This window comes from Vogesella sp. LIG4, from assembly GCF_900090205.1.
In the GTDB taxonomy this organism is placed as follows: Bacteria; Pseudomonadota; Gammaproteobacteria; order Burkholderiales; family Chromobacteriaceae; genus Vogesella.
Window position 1 is genome coordinate 681434 of sequence record NZ_LT607802.1, and the last position, 16659, is coordinate 698092.

Sequence of the window (16659 nt, forward strand, 5' to 3'; positions counted from 1 at the left end):
GCCATGCCCGGCGCCCGTGCCGGCATGTCGCGCGGGCAGAACGGCAGCCAGCCAGTGCATGACAGCAAAAAAATCGCCGCTGTAATACTGCTGTGCAACATGAGCGCCGACAATGCCGCTACAATGCGCGCTTTCTTGGGTTATTCGAAGGTGTTTTCCGCTGCGGCCAACCCCGCAACGGTAGACAACACCCTAAGCCGGCAGACGTGAAGGAGGACATCCTCCCAGTGCGGACCGCGGTGCAAAGCGCCCCTTTTGTTCCAGTTGCAGTCGCCCCCCGATTTCTGACTGTGGCTGGTTAAAACAACGCGCCTCAAGGCCAGCCATCCAGGGCGGCGGCATCACGTCGTACGTACAGAACTGTGCCCCAACGCGCACCGAGTGACACTTCCGGCCCTGCCGCGAAGGCCGTTACAGGTGCCAAGGATCATGCAGCTGCACCCTGCCTGGTTCACGCTCTGCCCATGCGGTCTTTAATGCAGTGCCTGATGTGTCCGAGTTACAGCAATCAAGGACTCAGGTATGCGTTTTCACTTTCCCATCGTCATCATCGACGAGGACTTCCGTTCCGAGAACACCAGCGGCTCCGGCATCCGCGAGCTGGCCGACGCCATCAAGGCCGAAGGCATGGACGTGATCGGTTACACCAGCTACGGCGATCTGACCTCCTTCGCCCAGCAGCAGAGCCGTGCCGCCGGCTTCATCCTGTCCATCGACGACGAGGAATTCCAGACCGACGAGAACACCGAGGCAGCGCTGGGCGGCCTGTACGGCTTCGTGGCCGAAATCCGCCGCCGCAACCCGGACATCCCGGTCTACCTGTACGGTGAAACCCGCACCGCGCGCCACATCCCCAACGACATCCTGCGCGAGCTGCACGGCTTCATCCACATGCACGAGGATACCCCGGAGTTCGTGGCGCGCCACATCATCCGCGAGGCCAAGAGCTACCTGGACAGCCTGGCGCCGCCGTTCTTCCGCGCGCTGGTGAACTACGCCTACGACGGCTCCTACAGCTGGCACTGCCCGGGCCACTCCGGTGGCGTGGCATTCCTGAAGAGCCCGGTGGGCCAGATGTTCCACCAGTTCTTCGGCGAGAACATGCTGCGCGCCGACGTGTGCAACGCGGTAGACGAACTGGGCCAGCTGCTGGACCACACCGGCCCGGTAGCGGCGTCCGAACGCAATGCGGCGCGCATCTTCAGCTGCGACCACCTGTTCTTCGTCACCAACGGCACTTCCACCAGCAACAAGATCGTGTGGCACAGCACCGTGGCCGCCGGCGACATCGTGCTGGTGGACCGCAACTGCCATAAGTCCAACCTGCACGCCATCATCATGACCGGGGCGATCCCGGTGTTCCTGATGCCGACGCGCAACCACTACGGCATCATCGGCCCGATTCCGAAGAGCGAATTCTCGCTGGAATCGATCCGCGCCAAGATTGCGGCCAACCCCTTCGCCCGCGAAGCGCTGGCCAACAACAAGGGCGCCAAGCCGCGCATCCTCACCCTCACCCAGTCCACCTACGACGGCATCCTGTACAACGTCGAGGAGATCAAGGGCATTCTGGATGGCGAGGTGGACACCCTGCACTTCGACGAAGCCTGGCTGCCGCACGCCAGCTTCCACGACTTCTACGGCGACTTCCACGCCATCGGCGAGGGCCGCCCGCGCTGCAAGGATTCGATGATCTTCTCCACCCAGTCCACCCATAAGCTGCTGGCCGGCATCTCTCAGGCCTCGCAGATCCTGGTGCAGGACCCGGAGAACCGCCAGCTGGACACCATGAGCTTCAACGAAGCCTACCTGATGCACACCTCCACCAGCCCGCAGTACGCCATCATCGCCAGCTGCGACGTGGCCGCCGCCATGATGGAGCAGCCGGGTGGCCAGGCACTGGTGGAAGAATCGCTGGTGGAAGCGCTGGACTTCCGCCGCGCCATGCGCAAGGTGGACGAGGAATACGGCGAGGACTGGTGGTTCCGCGTGTGGGGCCCGGATGCGCTGTCCGATGACGGCATCTGCGACCCGGCCGACTGGACGCTCAAGCCGGAAGACAGCTGGCACGGCTTTGCCGGCATCGAGGACGGCTTCAACATGCTGGACCCGATCAAGGCCACCATCCTCACCCCGGGCCTGGCGCTGGACGGCAGCTTCGAGGAGCTGGGCATCCCGGCCGCCATCGTCACCAAGTACCTCACCGAACACGGCGTGGTGGTGGAGAAAACCGGCCTGTACAGCTTCTTCATCATGTTCACCATCGGCATCACCAAGGGCCGCTGGAACACCATGATCTCGCTGCTGCAGCAGTTCAAGGACGACTTCGACAAGAACCAGCCACTGTGGCGCGTGATGCCGGAATTCGTCGCCAAGTACCCGCAGTACGAGCGCGTGGGCCTGAAGGACCTGTGCCTGAAGATTCACCGCCTGTACGGCGAGCACGACATCGCCCGCCTCACCACCGAGATCTACCTGTCGGAAATGGCGCCGGCAATGCGCCCGGGCGAAGCCTTCGCCAAGATGGCGCACCGCGACATCGAACGCGTGCCGGTGGATCAGCTGGAAGGCCGCGTTACCGCGGTACTGCTCACCCCGTACCCGCCGGGCATTCCGCTGCTGATTCCGGGCGAGGTGTTCAACCGCACCATCGTCGACTACCTGCGCTTCGTGCAGGCGTTCAACCGCCAGCTGCCGGGCTTCGAGACCGACGTGCACGGCCTGGTGGCCAGCGAGATCGACGGCAGGAAGACCTACTGCGTGGACTGCGTAAAAGCCTAAGGGTCTGCGTTACGATCTGCTGCGCGTCGGCGATACTGCGCTAAAAACAGCTTCGGAATGCGCATTGACTTCATGTCAACGCCGCTTCCTCCGCCGTTTTTGCCTTGTCTCGCCATGGCCCGCAAGATCGTAAACAGGTTCTGCGCTAACAGCGGCAAACATGCGGCCAACCCTGCCAGGCGGGGTTGGCCGCTTTGTTTTGCAGCCCTCGCGGCAGTAGCCATAATGAAACACTGTCGTCACCCATGCGGGACACGCTGCGATGAGGCTATTCGCCGCCGGCCTGCTGCTTGCCCTGGCCACTGCCAGCCAGGGAGCGCAGCTGACCATCTACACCACCGACTACCCGCCGCTGAGCATGCTGGCGGCCGACGGCCGCATCAGCGGTATCGGCATCGACATGCTGCGCCAGGCCGGCCGCAACAGCGGCATCAGCCTGGATATCCGCGCCGACCTGTCGTGGAAGCGGGCACAGCAGATCACCCAGCAGACCCGCAATGCCTGCATCTACCCGCTTACCCGGGCGGCGGAACGCGAGCAGCGTTACCGCTGGGCCAGCCTGCTCAACCCCGGAGAGCTGGGCTTGTTCGCGCTGGCCGACGGCCCCAGGCCGGCAACGCTGGCCGCCGCCAGCAAGCTGCGCACGGTGGTGATGCTGGGCACCACGGCGGAAGACCGCCTGAAAGAACACAACTTCAGCTACAGCACCACCCAGGCCCCGGCCGACAGCCTGCGCATGCTGCTGCATCGCGCGGTGGACCTGTGGGCGGTGCATGACCTGGTGGCCAGCTACTATGCGGCGCAGCAGGGCATCGCCATCAAGCACGTGCTGAAACTGACCTCGGCCGACAGCTGGCTGGGCTGCAACCCGGCGGTGCCGGATACGCTGACGGCAAGCCTGGACAAGGCCATCGCCCAGCTGCGCAGCAACGGCGAAAGCGAACGCATCAACCGCAACTACCTGCGGCGCCCACCGCCTCCGTAGCGCTACGGAGCCCGGCCCGGCCGCCGGGCTGCCATAATGTGGCGATGAGCCCACCTTCCCTGCGACGAACCCTGCTGTACTGGCTGCTGGCGAGCCTGCTGGGCGCCGCGCTGCTGGGCTATCGCGCACTGCGCGAGCAGCAGGATCGCTTCCTGCAGGACAGCAGCATCGCCCACCGCCTGTTGAGCCAGAAAACCGTGCAGCACGACGCGGTGCTGGCCACCCTGGCGCAACTGGAATCGCCCCCCGCCCCCGAACGCCTGCTGAGCGGCCTGCAACCGGCCATGCCGCAGCTGCGCGCCATCGGCCGGTGGCAGGGCGGGCGCTGGCTCGGCCCCACCCCGCCACCGGCCGGCATCGCCGATGGCATCAAGTTGGCCGCACAACAGCGGCGGGCACTGCCACAAGCTGCCGGCGCCGGCCGCTACTGGCTGCTGGATGCCTCCGGCTGGGCGCTGCTGATCGATGCCCGCCACCTGCTGGCCGACAGCGACTGGCCGCCGGCGCTGGCACGCATCAGCCTGGCGCTGCCGGGCGGCGAACAGGCACTGCTGGCACGCCAGCCGCAACCGGCACCATGGGGCTGGCCACTGGCGGTGGACAAGCAGCTGCCGGCCGCCAGCCAGCCGTTCGCCTTCCACAGCCGCCGGGTGCTGACCGTGGCGCAATGGCCGTGGGGGCAATGGCTGGCACTGTCCGCGCTGCTGGCACTGCTGCTGGCGGCGCTGCGCGCCCGGCTGCAGGTGCGCGCACAGCGCCGCCAGGCACAGGAACAAGCACGGCTGGCCAACCTCAACCGCCTGGGCACGCTGGGCGAAATGGCCGCCGGCATCGCCCACGAACTGAACCAGCCGCTGACCGCCATCCTCGCCAATGTGCGCGCCGCCGAGCGGCTGCTGGATGACGAAGACGAACGCGACGCGGTGCGCCAGGCACTGCACACCAGTGCCGCCCAGGCGCGGCGCGCCGCCGACATCGTTGGCCGCCTGCGTGCCATGGTGACCCAGCCCGGCGGTGGCGGCAGCGCAGCGCTGGACCCGCAACCGCTGCTGGAATCGCTGCTGCTGCTGCGCCACGACGAACTGGCCAGCCGCAAGATCGCCCTCAGCTGGGACAACACCAGCCCCAGCGCGCGGCTGCAGGCCGAACCGGTAGCGCTGGAGCAGATCCTGCACAACCTGGTACAGAACGCCGCCGAAGCGCTGGGCAGCCGTGGCGGCCGCATCGCCCTGCGCGGCGAGGTGCAGGGCACGCGCTACCGGCTGACGGTAAGCGACAACGGCCCCGGCATCCCGCCCGAAGTGCTGCCAAGGCTGTTCCAGCCCTTCTTCACCACTCGCCAGGGCGGCATGGGCCTGGGGCTGAGCCTGAGCGAAACCCTGGCGCACGGCATGCACGGCCAGCTCACTGCGGCCAACCTGCCGGCCGGCGGCGCCTGCTTCACCCTGAGCCTGCCGCTGGCGGAGAGCAACACATGAACCACGACCAACAATCCCCGCTGATCTACCTGCTGGACGACGACGACGCGGTGCGCGACGCCCTGGCGCTGTTGCTGCGCAGCGTCGGCCTGCGCAGCCAGGGCTTTGCCGACCCGCAGACCTTTCTCGCCGGGCATGATCGCGGCGCCATCGGCTGCGTGGTGCTGGACATCCGCATGCCCGGCATGAGCGGGCTGGACGTACTGGACCGCCTTGCCGACAGCGACCTGCCGGTGATCATGCTCACCGGCCACGGCAACGTGGACCTGTGCCGGCGCGCGTTCAAGAGCGGCGCGGTGGAATTCCTGCAAAAGCCGGTGGACGACGACGTGTTCCTCGACACCGTGCAGAAGGCGGTGCGCCAGCACATTGCCAGCCGCGAGCGGCAGGCGGCAACGTTGGCCGCACGGCAGAAACTGGCGCGACTGTCCGGCCGCGAGCTGGACGTGCTGCAGCGCATCGCCGACGGCCTGAGCAACAAGGAAATCGCCCGCGAACTGGCGCTGTCGCCACGCACGGTGGAAACCTACCGCGCCAATGTGTTCGCCAAGCTGGAGGTGGACACCCTGGCACAGCTGATCCGCCATTACCTGGTGCTGCTGCCGGACAATGCCTGACAGCCACAGGCGTATAGCGATCATTGCAGATAAGCCTGCGGCCAACCTTCAACTTGTAGAACCGAACCGGCATGCCCTCATCCCGTTGGCGCGAGCCGGGCAAAAGGGTGCGCCCCAGGTTTTAAGACGCCGATCTGTCTGAGCCCCGAGCCGTTAGCGAGGGGCGAGTTCGGCGGCGCCTGGGGCGTGCCGTTTTGCACGGGGTTTCGAATGGCCCCGGGGAGCCGGGGATTGTTAAGGGGGCCGCGGTGGCCCCCTTAACCTGTCCGCCGGGCGGAACCGGCATCAAAATCATCATCCGCGCAGCGGATTCCACGCCAGAAAAAACCCAAGTAAATCAGCACCTCGCTACGGCGGGCCGCAAGCTGCACAGCGCTGCCTCCGTAGCACTACGGAGGCGGCGGCGTAATCGTCCGAATGTTGCCGCTGCCCGCGATTGCCTACTATGGAGCCATCGCTGCACCACAACCCACAGGAGCCCCACCATGATCCGCACCACCTGCACCGCCCTGCTGCTCGCCGCCGCCAGCCTGACCCAGGCCGCCCCGCTGACCGAACACAATATCTCGTTGGCCGACGCCCACAAGCTGGCCGCCGACGCCGTGGCACAGTGCCAGGCCAAGGGCTGGAACGTGGCGGTAAGCATTGTGGACCGTGCCGGCAACCTGAAGGCCTTCGCCCGCGCCGACAATGCCGGCCCGCACACCATCGCCGCCAGCCAGGCCAAGGCCTTCACCTCCGCCTCCGCCAAGGCGCCGACCCAGGCGATGATGGAAAACGCGCAGAAGAACCCGGGTGCGGCCAACCTCACCGACATCCCCGGCTTCCTGCTGCTGGGCGGTGGCGTACCGCTGAAGGCCGGTAACGAAGTGATCGGCGCCATCGGCATCGGCGGTGCGCCGGGCGGCAACCTGGACGAACAGTGCGCGCTGGCCGCCATCGACGCCAACGCCGCCATGTTCAAGTAAGTACCGTGCGGCCAACGTTGGCCGCACCAGAGCGTACTGACAATGCCCTTTCGCCACGCGCAAGGGCTTTGTTTTATCAACAGCAAGGCGGCCGCTGCAGGCATCCAGCTGCAGTGGCCCGGCGTTGCCGGGCCCGGCAAAAGCACAAGGCCACGCCCGATGGGCGTGGCCTTGTGCTTTGTTGCGTAGCGGCGAGCTGGTTCAGTCCGCCAGCGCCTGCGCCAGATCGGCCAGGATGTCGTCGATGTCCTCCACGCCGATGGACAGCCGCAGCTGGCCGTCGCGAATGCCCAGCGCCGCCTTCTGCTCCGGCGGCATACCGCCGTGCGACATGGTATAGCTGTGGTTGACCAGCGATTCCACCCCGCCCAGCGACTCGGCCAGCATGAACAAGCGCAGCTTGCCGGCGATACGGCTGGCGGCGGCGCGGCTGTCGTCCTTCAGGTACACGGTGACGATGCCGCCGAAGCGACGCATCTGCCGCTTGGCCAGTTCGTGCCCCGGATGCTCCGGCAGGCCGGGGTAGAACACTTTCTCGATGGCCGGGTGCGTCTGCAGGAAGGCGGCCACCTTCTCGGCGTTGTCGCAGTGGCGCTCCATGCGCAGCGCCAGCGTCTTGATGCCGCGCAGGGTGAGGAAGCAGTCCTGCGGGCCGGCTACCGCACCGGCGGCGTTCTGGATGAACTTGATCGCCTTGTACAGCTCGGCATCGCTCACCGCCACCAGCCCCAGCAGCACGTCGGAATGGCCGCCCAGGTACTTGGTGGCGGAATGCACGGCGATGTCGGCGCCCAGTGCCAGCGGGTTCTGCAGGTAGGGCGTGGCGAAGGTGCTGTCCACCGCCACTTTCACGCCGTGCTGGTGGGCAATGGCCGACAGCGCGGCAATGTCCACCAGGTTCAGCAGCGGGTTGGTGGGCGATTCCAGCCACAGCAGCCTGGTATTGCTGCCGATCAGCGGGGCAAGGTTGGCCGCATCGGTCAGGTCGGCAAAGGTGACCTTGATGCCCTGTGCCGCCATCACCTTGCTGAGGATGCGGTAGGCGCCGCCGTACAGGTCGGCCACGGCAATGACTTCGTCGCCCGGCTGCAGCGTGGCGCGCAGCACCGCGTCCACCGCCGCCATGCCACTGGCGAAGGCCAGGCCGTGTTCGGCGCCTTCCAGCGCCGCCAGGTTGGCTTCCAGCACCGCGCGCGTCGGCGTGCCGGTGCGCGAGTAGGCAAAATCCAGCTGCTCGCCCACTTCGTCATGCGCGAAGGCGGAGGTCTGGTAGATGGGCGGCATCAGCGCGCGCTGGTGGCCGTGGTAGTCATAGCCGGCATGGATGGCCTTGGTGGCGAATTTCATCGACAGCTCCGTAGTCTGTGTAATACAGGTCATTCGGGCCTCAAACGACTACTTTGCCCGTTTGACCGCCCTGCCAAAAATAAAACCGAACCGATGTGCCCCAAACCCGTTGGCGCGAGCCGGGCAAAAGGGTGCGCCCCAGGTTTTAAGACGCCGATTTGTCTGAGTCCCGAGCCGTTAGCGAGGGACGAGTTCGGCGGCGCCTGGGGCGTGCCTTTTTGCACGGGGTTTCGAGCAGCCGCCGGGGAGCCGGGGATCGTTAAGGGGGCCGCGGTGGCCCCCTTAACCTGCTCGCCGGGCGGAACCGGCATCAAAATCATCATCCGCGCAGCGGATTCAAAATCCGAGAACACCAGCAAAACAAGGCTGTAAATACCAGGCTTCGCTCAAGCTACATACCTGCGGCCAAGCTTGCCGGCAAACCGTCATCAGCGCTGGTAGGCGCGCTGCAGTTTGACTTCCACCCGCTTCTGCACCTGCTCGAACAGCGCGCTCAGCACCCAGTAGATGGCGGCTGCCATCAGGTATAGCGGCAGCGGCTGGAAGGTCTGGGCAATCAGGTCCTTGGTGCTCATCATCAGTTCGGACACGGTAATCACCGACACCAGCGAGGTGTCCTTGATCAGCGAGATCAGACTGTTAGCCAGACTGGGCACCGCCAGGCGCAGCGCCTGCGGCGCCACCACGAAGCGCATGCCCTGCCACCAGGACAGGCCCAGCGACAGCGCGGCATCCCACTGGCCGCGATCCACCCCGGCAATGGCGCCGCGCAGGCTTTCCGACAGGTAGGCAGCCACGTTCAGCGTCAGCGCCAGCACGCCGGCAGTAATCGGCTGGAACTCGATGCCCACCGACGGCAGGCCGTAGTAGATCACGAAGATCTGCACCAACAGCGGCGTGCCACGCATGGCGCTGACGTAGAACGCCATCAGCTGCGACAGCAGCGGTATCCGCGCCACACGCGCCAGCGCCACCACGAAGCCCAGCACCAGCCCCAGCACCATAGAGATGCTGGCGAAAAACAGGGTCAGCCCGGCGCCCTTGATCAGCACCGGCATTGCGTCTTTGGCCAGTTGTAGCCAGTCCATGTTGTCTCCTTGCCCGCCAGGAACCTGTTTGCAAGCCGTAAACAGGCTCCAGGCCGGGCCCGCAAATGAAAACGCCTCCGCACGGCGCGGAGGCGTGTGTCAGGTCGCCGATTTTAGCGTGCCGACGGGGCCTTGGACACGTCGATGCCGAACCACTTCACGGAAATCTTCTTGAAGCTGCCGTCCTTGTACATGGCGTTCAGTGCGCCATCGATGGCGGTCTTGAACTTGGGGTTGCCCTTGGCGAACGGGATGCCCATCGAGGTGGTGCCGCCAACCGGTGCACCGGCCTTCAGCGGCAGCTTGGCTTCTTTCAGCGCGAACGGAATCAGCAGGCTGTCGTTGACGGCGGCGTCGATGCGGCCCAGTGCCAGATCCTGCAGGATTTCCGGTGCCGACGGGTAGAACTTGGATTCAATACCGCCCTGCGCCTTCACCATGTCGGCGTAGTTGCTGCCCTGGGTCACGCCCATCTTCTTGCCGGCCAGATCGGCCAGGCTCTTGAAGCCGCGCTTCTCGTCCTTGCGCACGATCAGCTGGGCGCTGGACACGGTGTACGGCACGGAGAAGTCGAACACTTCCTTGCGCTTGTCGGTAATGGACACCTGGTTCATCACCACGTCGAACTTGCCGCCCTGCAGGCCGGCCAGCAGGCCGCTCCATTCGCCGGTGATGAATTCCGGCTTCAGCTTCAGCTTCTTGGCCAGCGCGTCGCCCAGCTCCACTTCGAAACCGGTCAGCTTCTGATCCTTGTCCTTGAAGTTGAACGGCGGGTAGGTGCCTTCCAGCGCGATCTTCAGCGTGCCGCGCTGCTGCACGGTATCCAGCAGGTCGGCGGCGAAGGTGTGAGCGGTGAGGCCAAGCAGCGACAGAGCGAGCAGAGTCTTTTTCATCATTCTTATTCCTTAAAGCTATTGATTGGTTAATCAATAAAACGAACAGCACTTTAACAAAATCGCCGGCGCTACTCCAGCGCCGGCTATGAACATATTTATCTATAGAAATTCACCAGTGGCATAGCACGCCTACCAACCGTTTTCCAGTACCACCTGCCCCGGTGCGGCCAACCTTGCCAGCCGGCAGCCCATCTGCTGCAACTGAGCATAGGTGTCCTTCACCATGCGCGGGTTGCCGCAGATCATGAAGCGCGATACCTCCGGGTCGATGACCAGGCCGGCGGCGGCGGCCAGCTCGCCGCTGGCCAGCAGCGCCGGGATGCGTTCATGCAGGCAGCCAGGTACCTGCTCGCGTGTCACCACCGGCAGGTACTGCAGCTTGTGGGCATAGGCATCGCCATGCAGAGGGTGCTCGCGCAGGGCGGCGATTTCCTCGCGGTAGGCCAGCTCGCCCACCTCGCGCACGCAATGCACCAGCACGATGTGCTCGAAACGCTGCCACACGTCTTCCTGCAGCAGGATGGACAGGTAGGGCGCCAGCCCGGTGCCGGTGGCCAGCAGCCACAGCTGCTCGCCGTCCGGCAGGCGGTCGGCGGTGAAGAAGCCGGTGGCCTTGCGCTCCAGCAGCACGCTGTCACCCACACCCTGCTGCGCCAGCCGGCTGGTGAACTGCCCGCCGGGCACCACGATGGAGTAGAACTCCAGGTAGTCGTCCCACGGGGCAGACACCATGGAATAGGCGCGCCACACATGGCCGCCGTCCGGCAGCGCATGCCCCAGGCGGGCAAACTGGCCGGGGGTAAAGCGGAAGCCTTCCGGGCGCGTCAGGCGAAAGCTAAACAGCTTGTCGTGCCAGCGGTGCAACCAGCTGATGCGCTCGGCGCTGAATTTGTCGTCCTGCTGGGTAGCAGGGGCGGTGATGGTCTCCGACATGATGAATATCCGACTAATTTACTCGGATAATGATCCGCCACTTGCGCCATGAATGCAAGCCGGCATCGTCTGGCCAGCCCGTTGTCATCGCCGTGGCGGCCACCACCGATTTGCGCTGTGCCGGCTGCCGATTTCAACCACAACCGGCTGCGCTCACAGCCGGATACGACCCAAGCGCCAGACGGCGGCTCCCTAGAATGATTCTCACACCGTCCGCAGCCGGACAGCCACTGCGCCAGTCGCAGCCAACCTGGGAGCCAACACACATGCACTTCACCCATGCCATTACCCGCCTGCCGGCGGACTCCGTTGCCAGCGGCCTGACCACCTCCAGCCTTGGCGCGCCGAACCCGGAACTGACCCGCCAGCAGTTCCGCAACTACGTGGACATCCTGCTGAGCCTGGGCCTGACCGTGACCACGCTGCCGGCCGCGCCGGACTACCCGGATGCGCATTTCGTGGAAGACACCGCGGTGATGATGCCGGAGCTGGCCATCATCACCCACCCCGGTGCGCCGTCGCGCCGCGGCGAAGTGGACACCATTGCGCCGGTGGTATCGCGCCTGCGCCATACCGTGCGCATGAGCAGCAATGCGCACATGGATGGCGGCGATGTACTGATGATCGACAAGCGCTTCTTCATCGGCCTGACCAGCCGCACCGACGAGGCCGGCATCCGCGAGTTCGCCGCGGCGGTGGAGAAGTTCGGCTACAGCGTTACCGCCATTGAAGTGGGCGCCGGCCTGCACCTGAAGTCCATCGTCAACTACGTTGGCCGCAACACCGTGATCCTGTCGGAAGACAGCGTGGACCACCCGGCCTTCCGCGGCTTCAACCAGATCGTGCTGGCCAAGGAAGAGGAATACGCCGGCAACACGCTGTGGATCAACGACACGCTGATCACCCCCAGCGGCTACCCGGACACGCTGAAGAAGCTGAAGACCCTGGGGCTGCCCATCATCGAGACCGACACCAGCGAGATCCGCAAGATGGATGGCGGCCTCACCTGCATGTCGCTGCGCTTCTAAGTCCGGCTTACGGAGGAGAAACATCATGTACAAGAAAATCACTGCACTCATGCTGGCCGGCGTGCTGGGTCTGGCCGCCGGCCAGGCCGGCGCTGCCGGCATCAAGGAAATCCGCTGGGGCGTGGATGGCGGCTACCCGCCGTTCGACGTGCTCTCGCCCAGCGGCGAGATCACCGGCTTCGACCCGGACATCGCCAAGGCGGTGTGCGCCGAGCTGAAAGCGCGCTGCGTGTTCGTGAAGCAGCCGTTCGACAGCATGATCGCGGCGCTGAACGCCAACAAGTACGACGCCATCATTGCCTCGCTCAACATCACGCCGGAGCGCGAGAAGGAAGTTGCCTTCACCGACAAGTACTACGCGTCGGCACCGCAGCTGGTGGCCCGCAAGGGCAGCAAGCAGGGCCTGACCGGCAAGACGGTGGGCGTGCAGTCCGGCTCCATCCACGAGGCCCTGGCCAAGAAGTTGTGGGGTAGCAAGGGGGTGAAGATCACCACCTATGCCAACCAGGACAACGTCTACCTGGACCTGGCTTCCGGCCGCATTGACGCTGCGCTGCAGGACAACATCCAGGCAGCCACCAGCTTCCTCAACACCGAGCACGGCAAGAACTTCGCCTTCCTCGGCCCCAAGCTGGGAGACGGCGGCAGTACCCCGGTGGCGATTGCCCTGCGCAAGAACGATAGCGAGCTGAAGGCGGCGATCAACCACGCGCTGGCCGCCATTCGCGCCAACGGCCAGTACGAGAAGATCCGCAAACAGTACTTCTCGTTCGATATCTACAACTGATGCAGCCCGCCGGCGCCTGCGGCCCAGCCGTGCGCGCCGGCGCCACCTGCTGCATGAGGAGTCCATCATGGTGTCCTCCTATCTGCCCCTGCTGCTGGGCGGCGCATTGCTGAGCCTGCAGGTTGCCCTGCTGTCCCTGCTGCTGGCCTTGCTGATCGGCCTGGCCAATGCGTCCATCAAGCTGTTCGGCCCGCCGTGGCTGCGCCTGCTGTCCACCACCTACACCACGGTGATCCGCGGTATCCCCGAGCTGGTGATGATGCTGCTGCTGTTCTTTGGCGGCGAATGGTGCTTCAACCTGCTGCTGCACAGCGTCGGGCTGCCGAATGTGGAATTCAACAAATTCGCCGCCGGGGTGCTGACCATCGCCTTCATCTATGGCGCCTACTACACCGAGACCTTCCGCAGCGCCTTCATGGCGGTGCCCAAGGGCCAGCTGGAGGCCGGTCTGGCCTACGGCATGAGCCCATGGCGGGTGTTCCGCGCCATCCTGTTCCCGCAGATGCTGCGTTACGCCCTGCCCGGCATCAACAACAACTGGCTGGCGCTGATGAAGTCGGCGGCACTGGTGTCGCTGATCGGCCTGGAAGACATGGTGTGGCTGGCGGAACAGGCCGGGCGCGCCACGCAGAAGCCCTTCCTGTTCTACTTTCTGATCTGCCTGCTGTACCTGCTGATCACCGCGACCTCCGGCGGGCTGTTCCGCTGGGTTGGCCGCCGCGCCAGCTACTGACCGGGAGACGATGCATGAACGAGATTCTCAAGACGCTGCCCGCCTTCCTGTGGACGGACGGCAGCCAGCTCACCGGCCTGGTGATCACCGCCAAGCTGTTCCTGCTGTCCGCGGTATTCGGTGTGGCGCTGGCCATCGCACTGGCGCTGCTCAAGGTATACGGCCACCCGCTGCTGGCCTGGCCGGTGCGAGCCTTCAGCTACTTCTTTCGCGGCACCCCGCTGTTCCTGCAGCTGATGCTGCTCTACTACGGCCTGTCGCAGTTCGAGCTGGTACAGGATGGCTGGCAACAGGAGAACGGCTTCTGGCTGCTGTTCCGCGACGCCAGCTTCTGCGCGGTGCTGGCCTATGTGCTGAACACCGCCGCCTACGGACTGGAGATCCTGGCCGGCGCGCTGGAAACCTACCCGCGCGAGGAAATCATGGCGGCCGAGGCCTTCGGCATGTCGCGGCTGAAGCTGATCCGCCGCATCGTGCTGCCCGGTGCGCTGCGGCGGGTGATACCGGTGTTCAGCAACGAAATGGTGTTCCTGCTGCATGCCACCGCGCTGTCGTCCACCGTCACCCTGCTGGACATGACCGGCGTGGCGCGCGCGCTGTACGCCAACACCTATTCGCCGTTTTTCCCGTTCCTGATGGCGGCGGCACTGTACCTGTGCTGCACCTTTGCCCTGCTGGCGCTGTTCATGGGTGCGGAAAGACGCTGGCTGGCCTTTCTGCGCCCCCGCAAGCACTGACACTGGCGCCAGCACCGAACCCGGCATGCGGCCAACTTGCGATACTGACACTTTCATGAGGAGCCCGTCATGGCCATGCACACCCGGACGCATCCGCTACAGCACGGCAGTATCGGTTGCCAGTATGCGTTGACCAGCCTGCATTACGGCCAGGCGGACGGCAGCCGCCGGGCCTATCTACAAGCCAGCCTGCATGCGGACGAGCTGCCTGGCATGCTGGTACTGCACCACCTGCGCCAGCTGCTGGCCGCTGCCGACGCGCAGGATGCGATCCAGGGCGAAATCGTACTGCTGCCGTTTGCCAACCCGCTGGGGCTGGCACAACGGCTGATGCATGACCCGCAGGGGCGCTTCGAACTGAACAGCGGCGAAAACTTCAACCGCCTGTTTCCGGATTACTACGCGCTGGTACGCGACCAGGTGGCGCCCCTGCTGGGCCAGCAGGCAGAGCACAACCGCGACATCGTCCGGGCCGCCATTCACGATGCGCTGGCCCGGATGCAGCCCGGCTCGGCGCTGGCCGCCCTGCGCCACACCCTGTCCACACTGGCGCAAGGCAGCGACCTGGTGCTGGACCTGCACTGCGATCGCGAAGCGGTGCTGCACCTGTACACCGACGAGCCGTTCTGGCCGGATTGCGAAGCACTGGCGCGCTATCTGGGTGTGGCTGTCACCGTGCTCGGGCGCAATGCCGGCGGCAGCACCTTCGAGGAGTCTTGTGGTCAGGTGTGGTGGCGGCTGGCGCGGGAGTTTGCGGCACAACATCCGCTGGCTCCCGGCTGCGTGTCGGCCACCATCGAGCTGCGCGGCCAGGGTGACCTGCAGCACGAGCAGGCCCGCCGCGATGCCGCCGCCATTTACGCCTTCCTGCAACGGCGCGGCCATATCGCGGGGGATGCCCCCGAACTGCCGCCACCGGTAGCCCGGCCGATGTACTGGGAAGGCATGCAGAGTCTTGTTGCGCCGCACGCCGGGCTGCTGGTCCATACCCGGCCGCTTGGCGCCAGCGTCCGTGCCGGCGAAAGCGTCGCCGAAGTGATCGACGTCCAGCACAACCGGGTCAGCGCCATCTGCAGCGCCAGCGACGGCATTCTCTACGCCCGCCAACGCCCCGGCTACTTTCTGGCCGGTGCCGAACTATGCCGCGTTGTCGGCCACGATGACACCGGGCACGGCGCCGTGATGCTGGCCTGAAGCGCCAGGCCGGATCTGCCGGCAAGCGCAGCACTGCAGCATCGATCGCCAGCGCGCACGGCCCATGCGGCCAACCTTATGCCTCAGGCAAGTCTTGCCGCTGCCGCTTGATGGGTTGCAGCTCGGTGGTGGTGAGAATCTTGTGGATCTTGAAAGCAGTGCTGTTGAGCCAGCGCTCGGCCAGCTCGCGGTACTGCTTCATGTCGCGGCAGCCGATGCGGATCAGGAAATCGAAATTGCCGCTCACCAGCCAGCAGTCCAGCACCTCCGGCGTGTTCAGCAGCTCGCGGGTGAAGGCCTGCTGCGACACCGCATGGTCGGCCAGCTCCACCTCGGCCAGGATCACCACCGCATGCTGCGGCTGCGGCAGGTCGACAATGGCGGTATAGCCCTTGATGATGCCGGCCTTTTCCAGCCGGCGTACCCGCTCCAGGCACGGTCGCGGCGTCAGGTTCACATGCTCCGACAGTTTCTGGAAGGAAATGCGGCCATCCTGCTGCAACACAGCGAGGATTTTCAGGTCGATGCGATCTAGCGTGAACTTCTTTTCCATGATGGCCCGGGCAATGGGTAGGATGGCGGCGGTACGGAGACGGACAGTTTACACAGCGCCGGGCGCTTGCGGCCAACCTCTGCTGTGTTGCCAGCTGGCCGCGACATAAAACTCCCGCACAACCTGCCACCGGCAGCCACAATGAAACAGGATGCCCCCCGCCATCCCAGCCAAGGAGCACAACATGACCGAGCAAGGCGCCATGCCACACGGTAGCGGCTACGAGGAGGCCATGCGGCTGCTATCCACGCTGATCAGCCATTACACCGCGGTCATCAGCCAGGAAATGGCCAAGCCGACGCAGTCCACTGAAATCATCCACCACGCCCGCCATTCCCGCGAGGAGCTGTGGCAGCTGCGTGATGCGCTGGAGCCACAGGACAACCAGCAGATCGACAGCGTCATCGCACAATACGGCCCGCTGGTGCGCGAACTCGGCCACTAGCCGGCCACCTCACGATTCCACACTGTCAGACCGGCAGACGCAGCGTGCTGGAGCATGCCCCTGCCGCCTGTTATGCTTTCGGTATCGAT

General features: G+C 65.2%; 16 protein-coding genes. 11 read left to right on the forward strand and 5 right to left on the reverse strand.

The features are described from left to right. Positions 1 to 522: 522 nt before the first annotated feature. From PSELUDRAFT_RS03140 to PSELUDRAFT_RS03160, 5 genes are all read left to right on the forward strand, one after another. Positions 523 to 2781 (forward strand): arginine/lysine/ornithine decarboxylase, encoded by a 2259-nt coding sequence (locus PSELUDRAFT_RS03140; RefSeq protein ID WP_088965467.1) that lies wholly within the window; start codon positions 523 to 525, stop codon positions 2779 to 2781. Between the two features lie 262 nt (positions 2782 to 3043). Then, a complete protein-coding gene (locus PSELUDRAFT_RS03145; protein WP_088965468.1) occupies positions 3044 to 3766 on the forward strand; it encodes an ABC transporter substrate-binding protein in 723 nt (240 codons plus the stop codon). Between the two features lie 44 nt (positions 3767 to 3810). Beyond that, entirely contained in the window at positions 3811 to 5244 is a 1434-nt protein-coding gene (locus tag PSELUDRAFT_RS03150; RefSeq protein ID WP_088965469.1) for a sensor histidine kinase, read from the forward strand. Continuing rightward, on the forward strand, positions 5241 to 5861 hold the full coding sequence (locus PSELUDRAFT_RS03155) for a response regulator transcription factor (protein ID WP_088965470.1): 621 nt from the start codon (positions 5241 to 5243) through the stop codon (positions 5859 to 5861). Before PSELUDRAFT_RS03150 ends, PSELUDRAFT_RS03155 begins: the two co-directional genes overlap by 4 nt. Before the next feature lie 485 nt (positions 5862 to 6346). Then, positions 6347 to 6829 (forward strand): heme-binding protein, encoded by a 483-nt coding sequence (locus PSELUDRAFT_RS03160; RefSeq protein WP_088965471.1) that lies wholly within the window; start codon positions 6347 to 6349, stop codon positions 6827 to 6829. Positions 6830 to 7030: 201 nt separating this feature from the next. On the opposite strand, the gene PSELUDRAFT_RS03165 is transcribed toward PSELUDRAFT_RS03160, so the two are convergent. The 4 genes from PSELUDRAFT_RS03165 to PSELUDRAFT_RS03180 form a co-directional block, all read right to left on the reverse strand. Next, the gene (locus PSELUDRAFT_RS03165; protein ID WP_088965472.1) at positions 7031 to 8176 is read right to left on the reverse strand and encodes a PLP-dependent aspartate aminotransferase family protein; all 1146 of its coding nucleotides are present in this window, start codon (positions 8174 to 8176) and stop codon (positions 7031 to 7033) included. Positions 8177 to 8604: 428 nt separating this feature from the next. Continuing rightward, on the reverse strand, positions 8605 to 9264 hold the full coding sequence (locus PSELUDRAFT_RS03170) for an amino acid ABC transporter permease (protein ID WP_088965473.1): 660 nt from the start codon (positions 9262 to 9264) through the stop codon (positions 8605 to 8607). A gap of 113 nt (positions 9265 to 9377) precedes the next feature. Beyond that, positions 9378 to 10160: a transporter substrate-binding domain-containing protein gene (locus PSELUDRAFT_RS03175; protein ID WP_231895294.1), complete on the reverse strand. Its 783-nt coding sequence runs from the start codon at positions 10158 to 10160 to the stop codon at positions 9378 to 9380. A gap of 129 nt (positions 10161 to 10289) precedes the next feature. Next, a complete protein-coding gene (locus PSELUDRAFT_RS03180) occupies positions 10290 to 11093 on the reverse strand; it encodes a ferredoxin--NADP reductase (RefSeq protein ID WP_088965474.1) in 804 nt (267 codons plus the stop codon). A 266-nt stretch (positions 11094 to 11359) separates the two neighbouring features. On the opposite strand from PSELUDRAFT_RS03180, the gene PSELUDRAFT_RS03185 reads away from it, so the two are divergent. The 5 genes from PSELUDRAFT_RS03185 to PSELUDRAFT_RS03205 all read left to right on the forward strand — a co-directional run bounded on the left by PSELUDRAFT_RS03185 (position 11360) and on the right by PSELUDRAFT_RS03205 (position 15572). Further along, positions 11360 to 12121 carry a dimethylarginine dimethylaminohydrolase family protein gene (locus PSELUDRAFT_RS03185; protein WP_088965475.1) on the forward strand — a complete coding sequence of 254 codons (762 nt, stop codon included), beginning with the start codon at positions 11360 to 11362 and terminating at the stop codon, positions 12119 to 12121. Positions 12122 to 12146: 25 nt separating this feature from the next. Continuing rightward, positions 12147 to 12908, forward strand: coding sequence for a transporter substrate-binding domain-containing protein (locus tag PSELUDRAFT_RS03190; protein WP_197693931.1), 762 nt, complete (start codon positions 12147 to 12149; stop codon positions 12906 to 12908). 67 nt (positions 12909 to 12975) lie between these two features. Next, positions 12976 to 13641, forward strand: a complete 666-nt coding sequence (locus tag PSELUDRAFT_RS03195; protein ID WP_088965476.1) for an ABC transporter permease — start codon at positions 12976 to 12978, stop codon at positions 13639 to 13641. 14 nt (positions 13642 to 13655) lie between these two features. Continuing rightward, complete coding sequence (locus tag PSELUDRAFT_RS03200) at positions 13656 to 14378, forward strand: ABC transporter permease (protein WP_088965477.1); 723 nt, start codon at positions 13656 to 13658, stop codon at positions 14376 to 14378. 69 nt (positions 14379 to 14447) lie between these two features. Further along, positions 14448 to 15572 carry a succinylglutamate desuccinylase/aspartoacylase family protein gene (locus PSELUDRAFT_RS03205; RefSeq protein WP_088965478.1) on the forward strand — a complete coding sequence of 375 codons (1125 nt, stop codon included), beginning with the start codon at positions 14448 to 14450 and terminating at the stop codon, positions 15570 to 15572. A gap of 76 nt (positions 15573 to 15648) precedes the next feature. On the opposite strand, the gene PSELUDRAFT_RS03210 is transcribed toward PSELUDRAFT_RS03205, so the two are convergent. Continuing rightward, positions 15649 to 16125: an Lrp/AsnC family transcriptional regulator gene (locus PSELUDRAFT_RS03210; protein ID WP_088965479.1), complete on the reverse strand. Its 477-nt coding sequence runs from the start codon at positions 16123 to 16125 to the stop codon at positions 15649 to 15651. A 184-nt stretch (positions 16126 to 16309) separates the two neighbouring features. Between PSELUDRAFT_RS03210 and PSELUDRAFT_RS03215 the strand changes: the two genes are divergently transcribed. After that, positions 16310 to 16570, forward strand: a complete 261-nt coding sequence (locus PSELUDRAFT_RS03215) for a hypothetical protein (protein ID WP_088965480.1) — start codon at positions 16310 to 16312, stop codon at positions 16568 to 16570. The last annotated feature ends 89 nt before the right edge of the window (positions 16571 to 16659 follow it).

What these genes read in the sequence shown, in the direction of transcription:
- PSELUDRAFT_RS03200 (WP_088965477.1), top strand. Translation starts at nt 13,656, where the DNA reads ATGAACGAGATTCTCAAGACGCTGCCCGCCTTCCTGTGGACGGACGGC.
- PSELUDRAFT_RS03185 (WP_088965475.1), top strand. Translation starts at nt 11,360, where the DNA reads ATGCACTTCACCCATGCCATTACCCGCCTGCCGGCGGACTCCGTTGCC.
- PSELUDRAFT_RS03175 (WP_231895294.1), bottom strand. Translation starts at nt 10,160, where the DNA reads ATGATGAAAAAGACTCTGCTCGCTCTGTCGCTGCTTGGCCTCACCGCT.
- PSELUDRAFT_RS03140 (WP_088965467.1), top strand. Translation starts at nt 523, where the DNA reads ATGCGTTTTCACTTTCCCATCGTCATCATCGACGAGGACTTCCGTTCC.
- PSELUDRAFT_RS03210 (WP_088965479.1), bottom strand. Translation starts at nt 16,125, where the DNA reads ATGGAAAAGAAGTTCACGCTAGATCGCATCGACCTGAAAATCCTCGCT.
- PSELUDRAFT_RS03160 (WP_088965471.1), top strand. Translation starts at nt 6,347, where the DNA reads ATGATCCGCACCACCTGCACCGCCCTGCTGCTCGCCGCCGCCAGCCTG.
- PSELUDRAFT_RS03150 (WP_088965469.1), top strand. Translation starts at nt 3,811, where the DNA reads ATGAGCCCACCTTCCCTGCGACGAACCCTGCTGTACTGGCTGCTGGCG.
- PSELUDRAFT_RS03155 (WP_088965470.1), top strand. Translation starts at nt 5,241, where the DNA reads ATGAACCACGACCAACAATCCCCGCTGATCTACCTGCTGGACGACGAC.
- PSELUDRAFT_RS03205 (WP_088965478.1), top strand. Translation starts at nt 14,448, where the DNA reads ATGGCCATGCACACCCGGACGCATCCGCTACAGCACGGCAGTATCGGT.
- PSELUDRAFT_RS03170 (WP_088965473.1), bottom strand. Translation starts at nt 9,264, where the DNA reads ATGGACTGGCTACAACTGGCCAAAGACGCAATGCCGGTGCTGATCAAG.
- PSELUDRAFT_RS03165 (WP_088965472.1), bottom strand. Translation starts at nt 8,176, where the DNA reads ATGAAATTCGCCACCAAGGCCATCCATGCCGGCTATGACTACCACGGC.
- PSELUDRAFT_RS03180 (WP_088965474.1), bottom strand. Translation starts at nt 11,093, where the DNA reads ATGTCGGAGACCATCACCGCCCCTGCTACCCAGCAGGACGACAAATTC.
- PSELUDRAFT_RS03190 (WP_197693931.1), top strand. Translation starts at nt 12,147, where the DNA reads ATGTACAAGAAAATCACTGCACTCATGCTGGCCGGCGTGCTGGGTCTG.
- PSELUDRAFT_RS03145 (WP_088965468.1), top strand. Translation starts at nt 3,044, where the DNA reads ATGAGGCTATTCGCCGCCGGCCTGCTGCTTGCCCTGGCCACTGCCAGC.
- PSELUDRAFT_RS03215 (WP_088965480.1), top strand. Translation starts at nt 16,310, where the DNA reads ATGACCGAGCAAGGCGCCATGCCACACGGTAGCGGCTACGAGGAGGCC.
- PSELUDRAFT_RS03195 (WP_088965476.1), top strand. Translation starts at nt 12,976, where the DNA reads ATGGTGTCCTCCTATCTGCCCCTGCTGCTGGGCGGCGCATTGCTGAGC.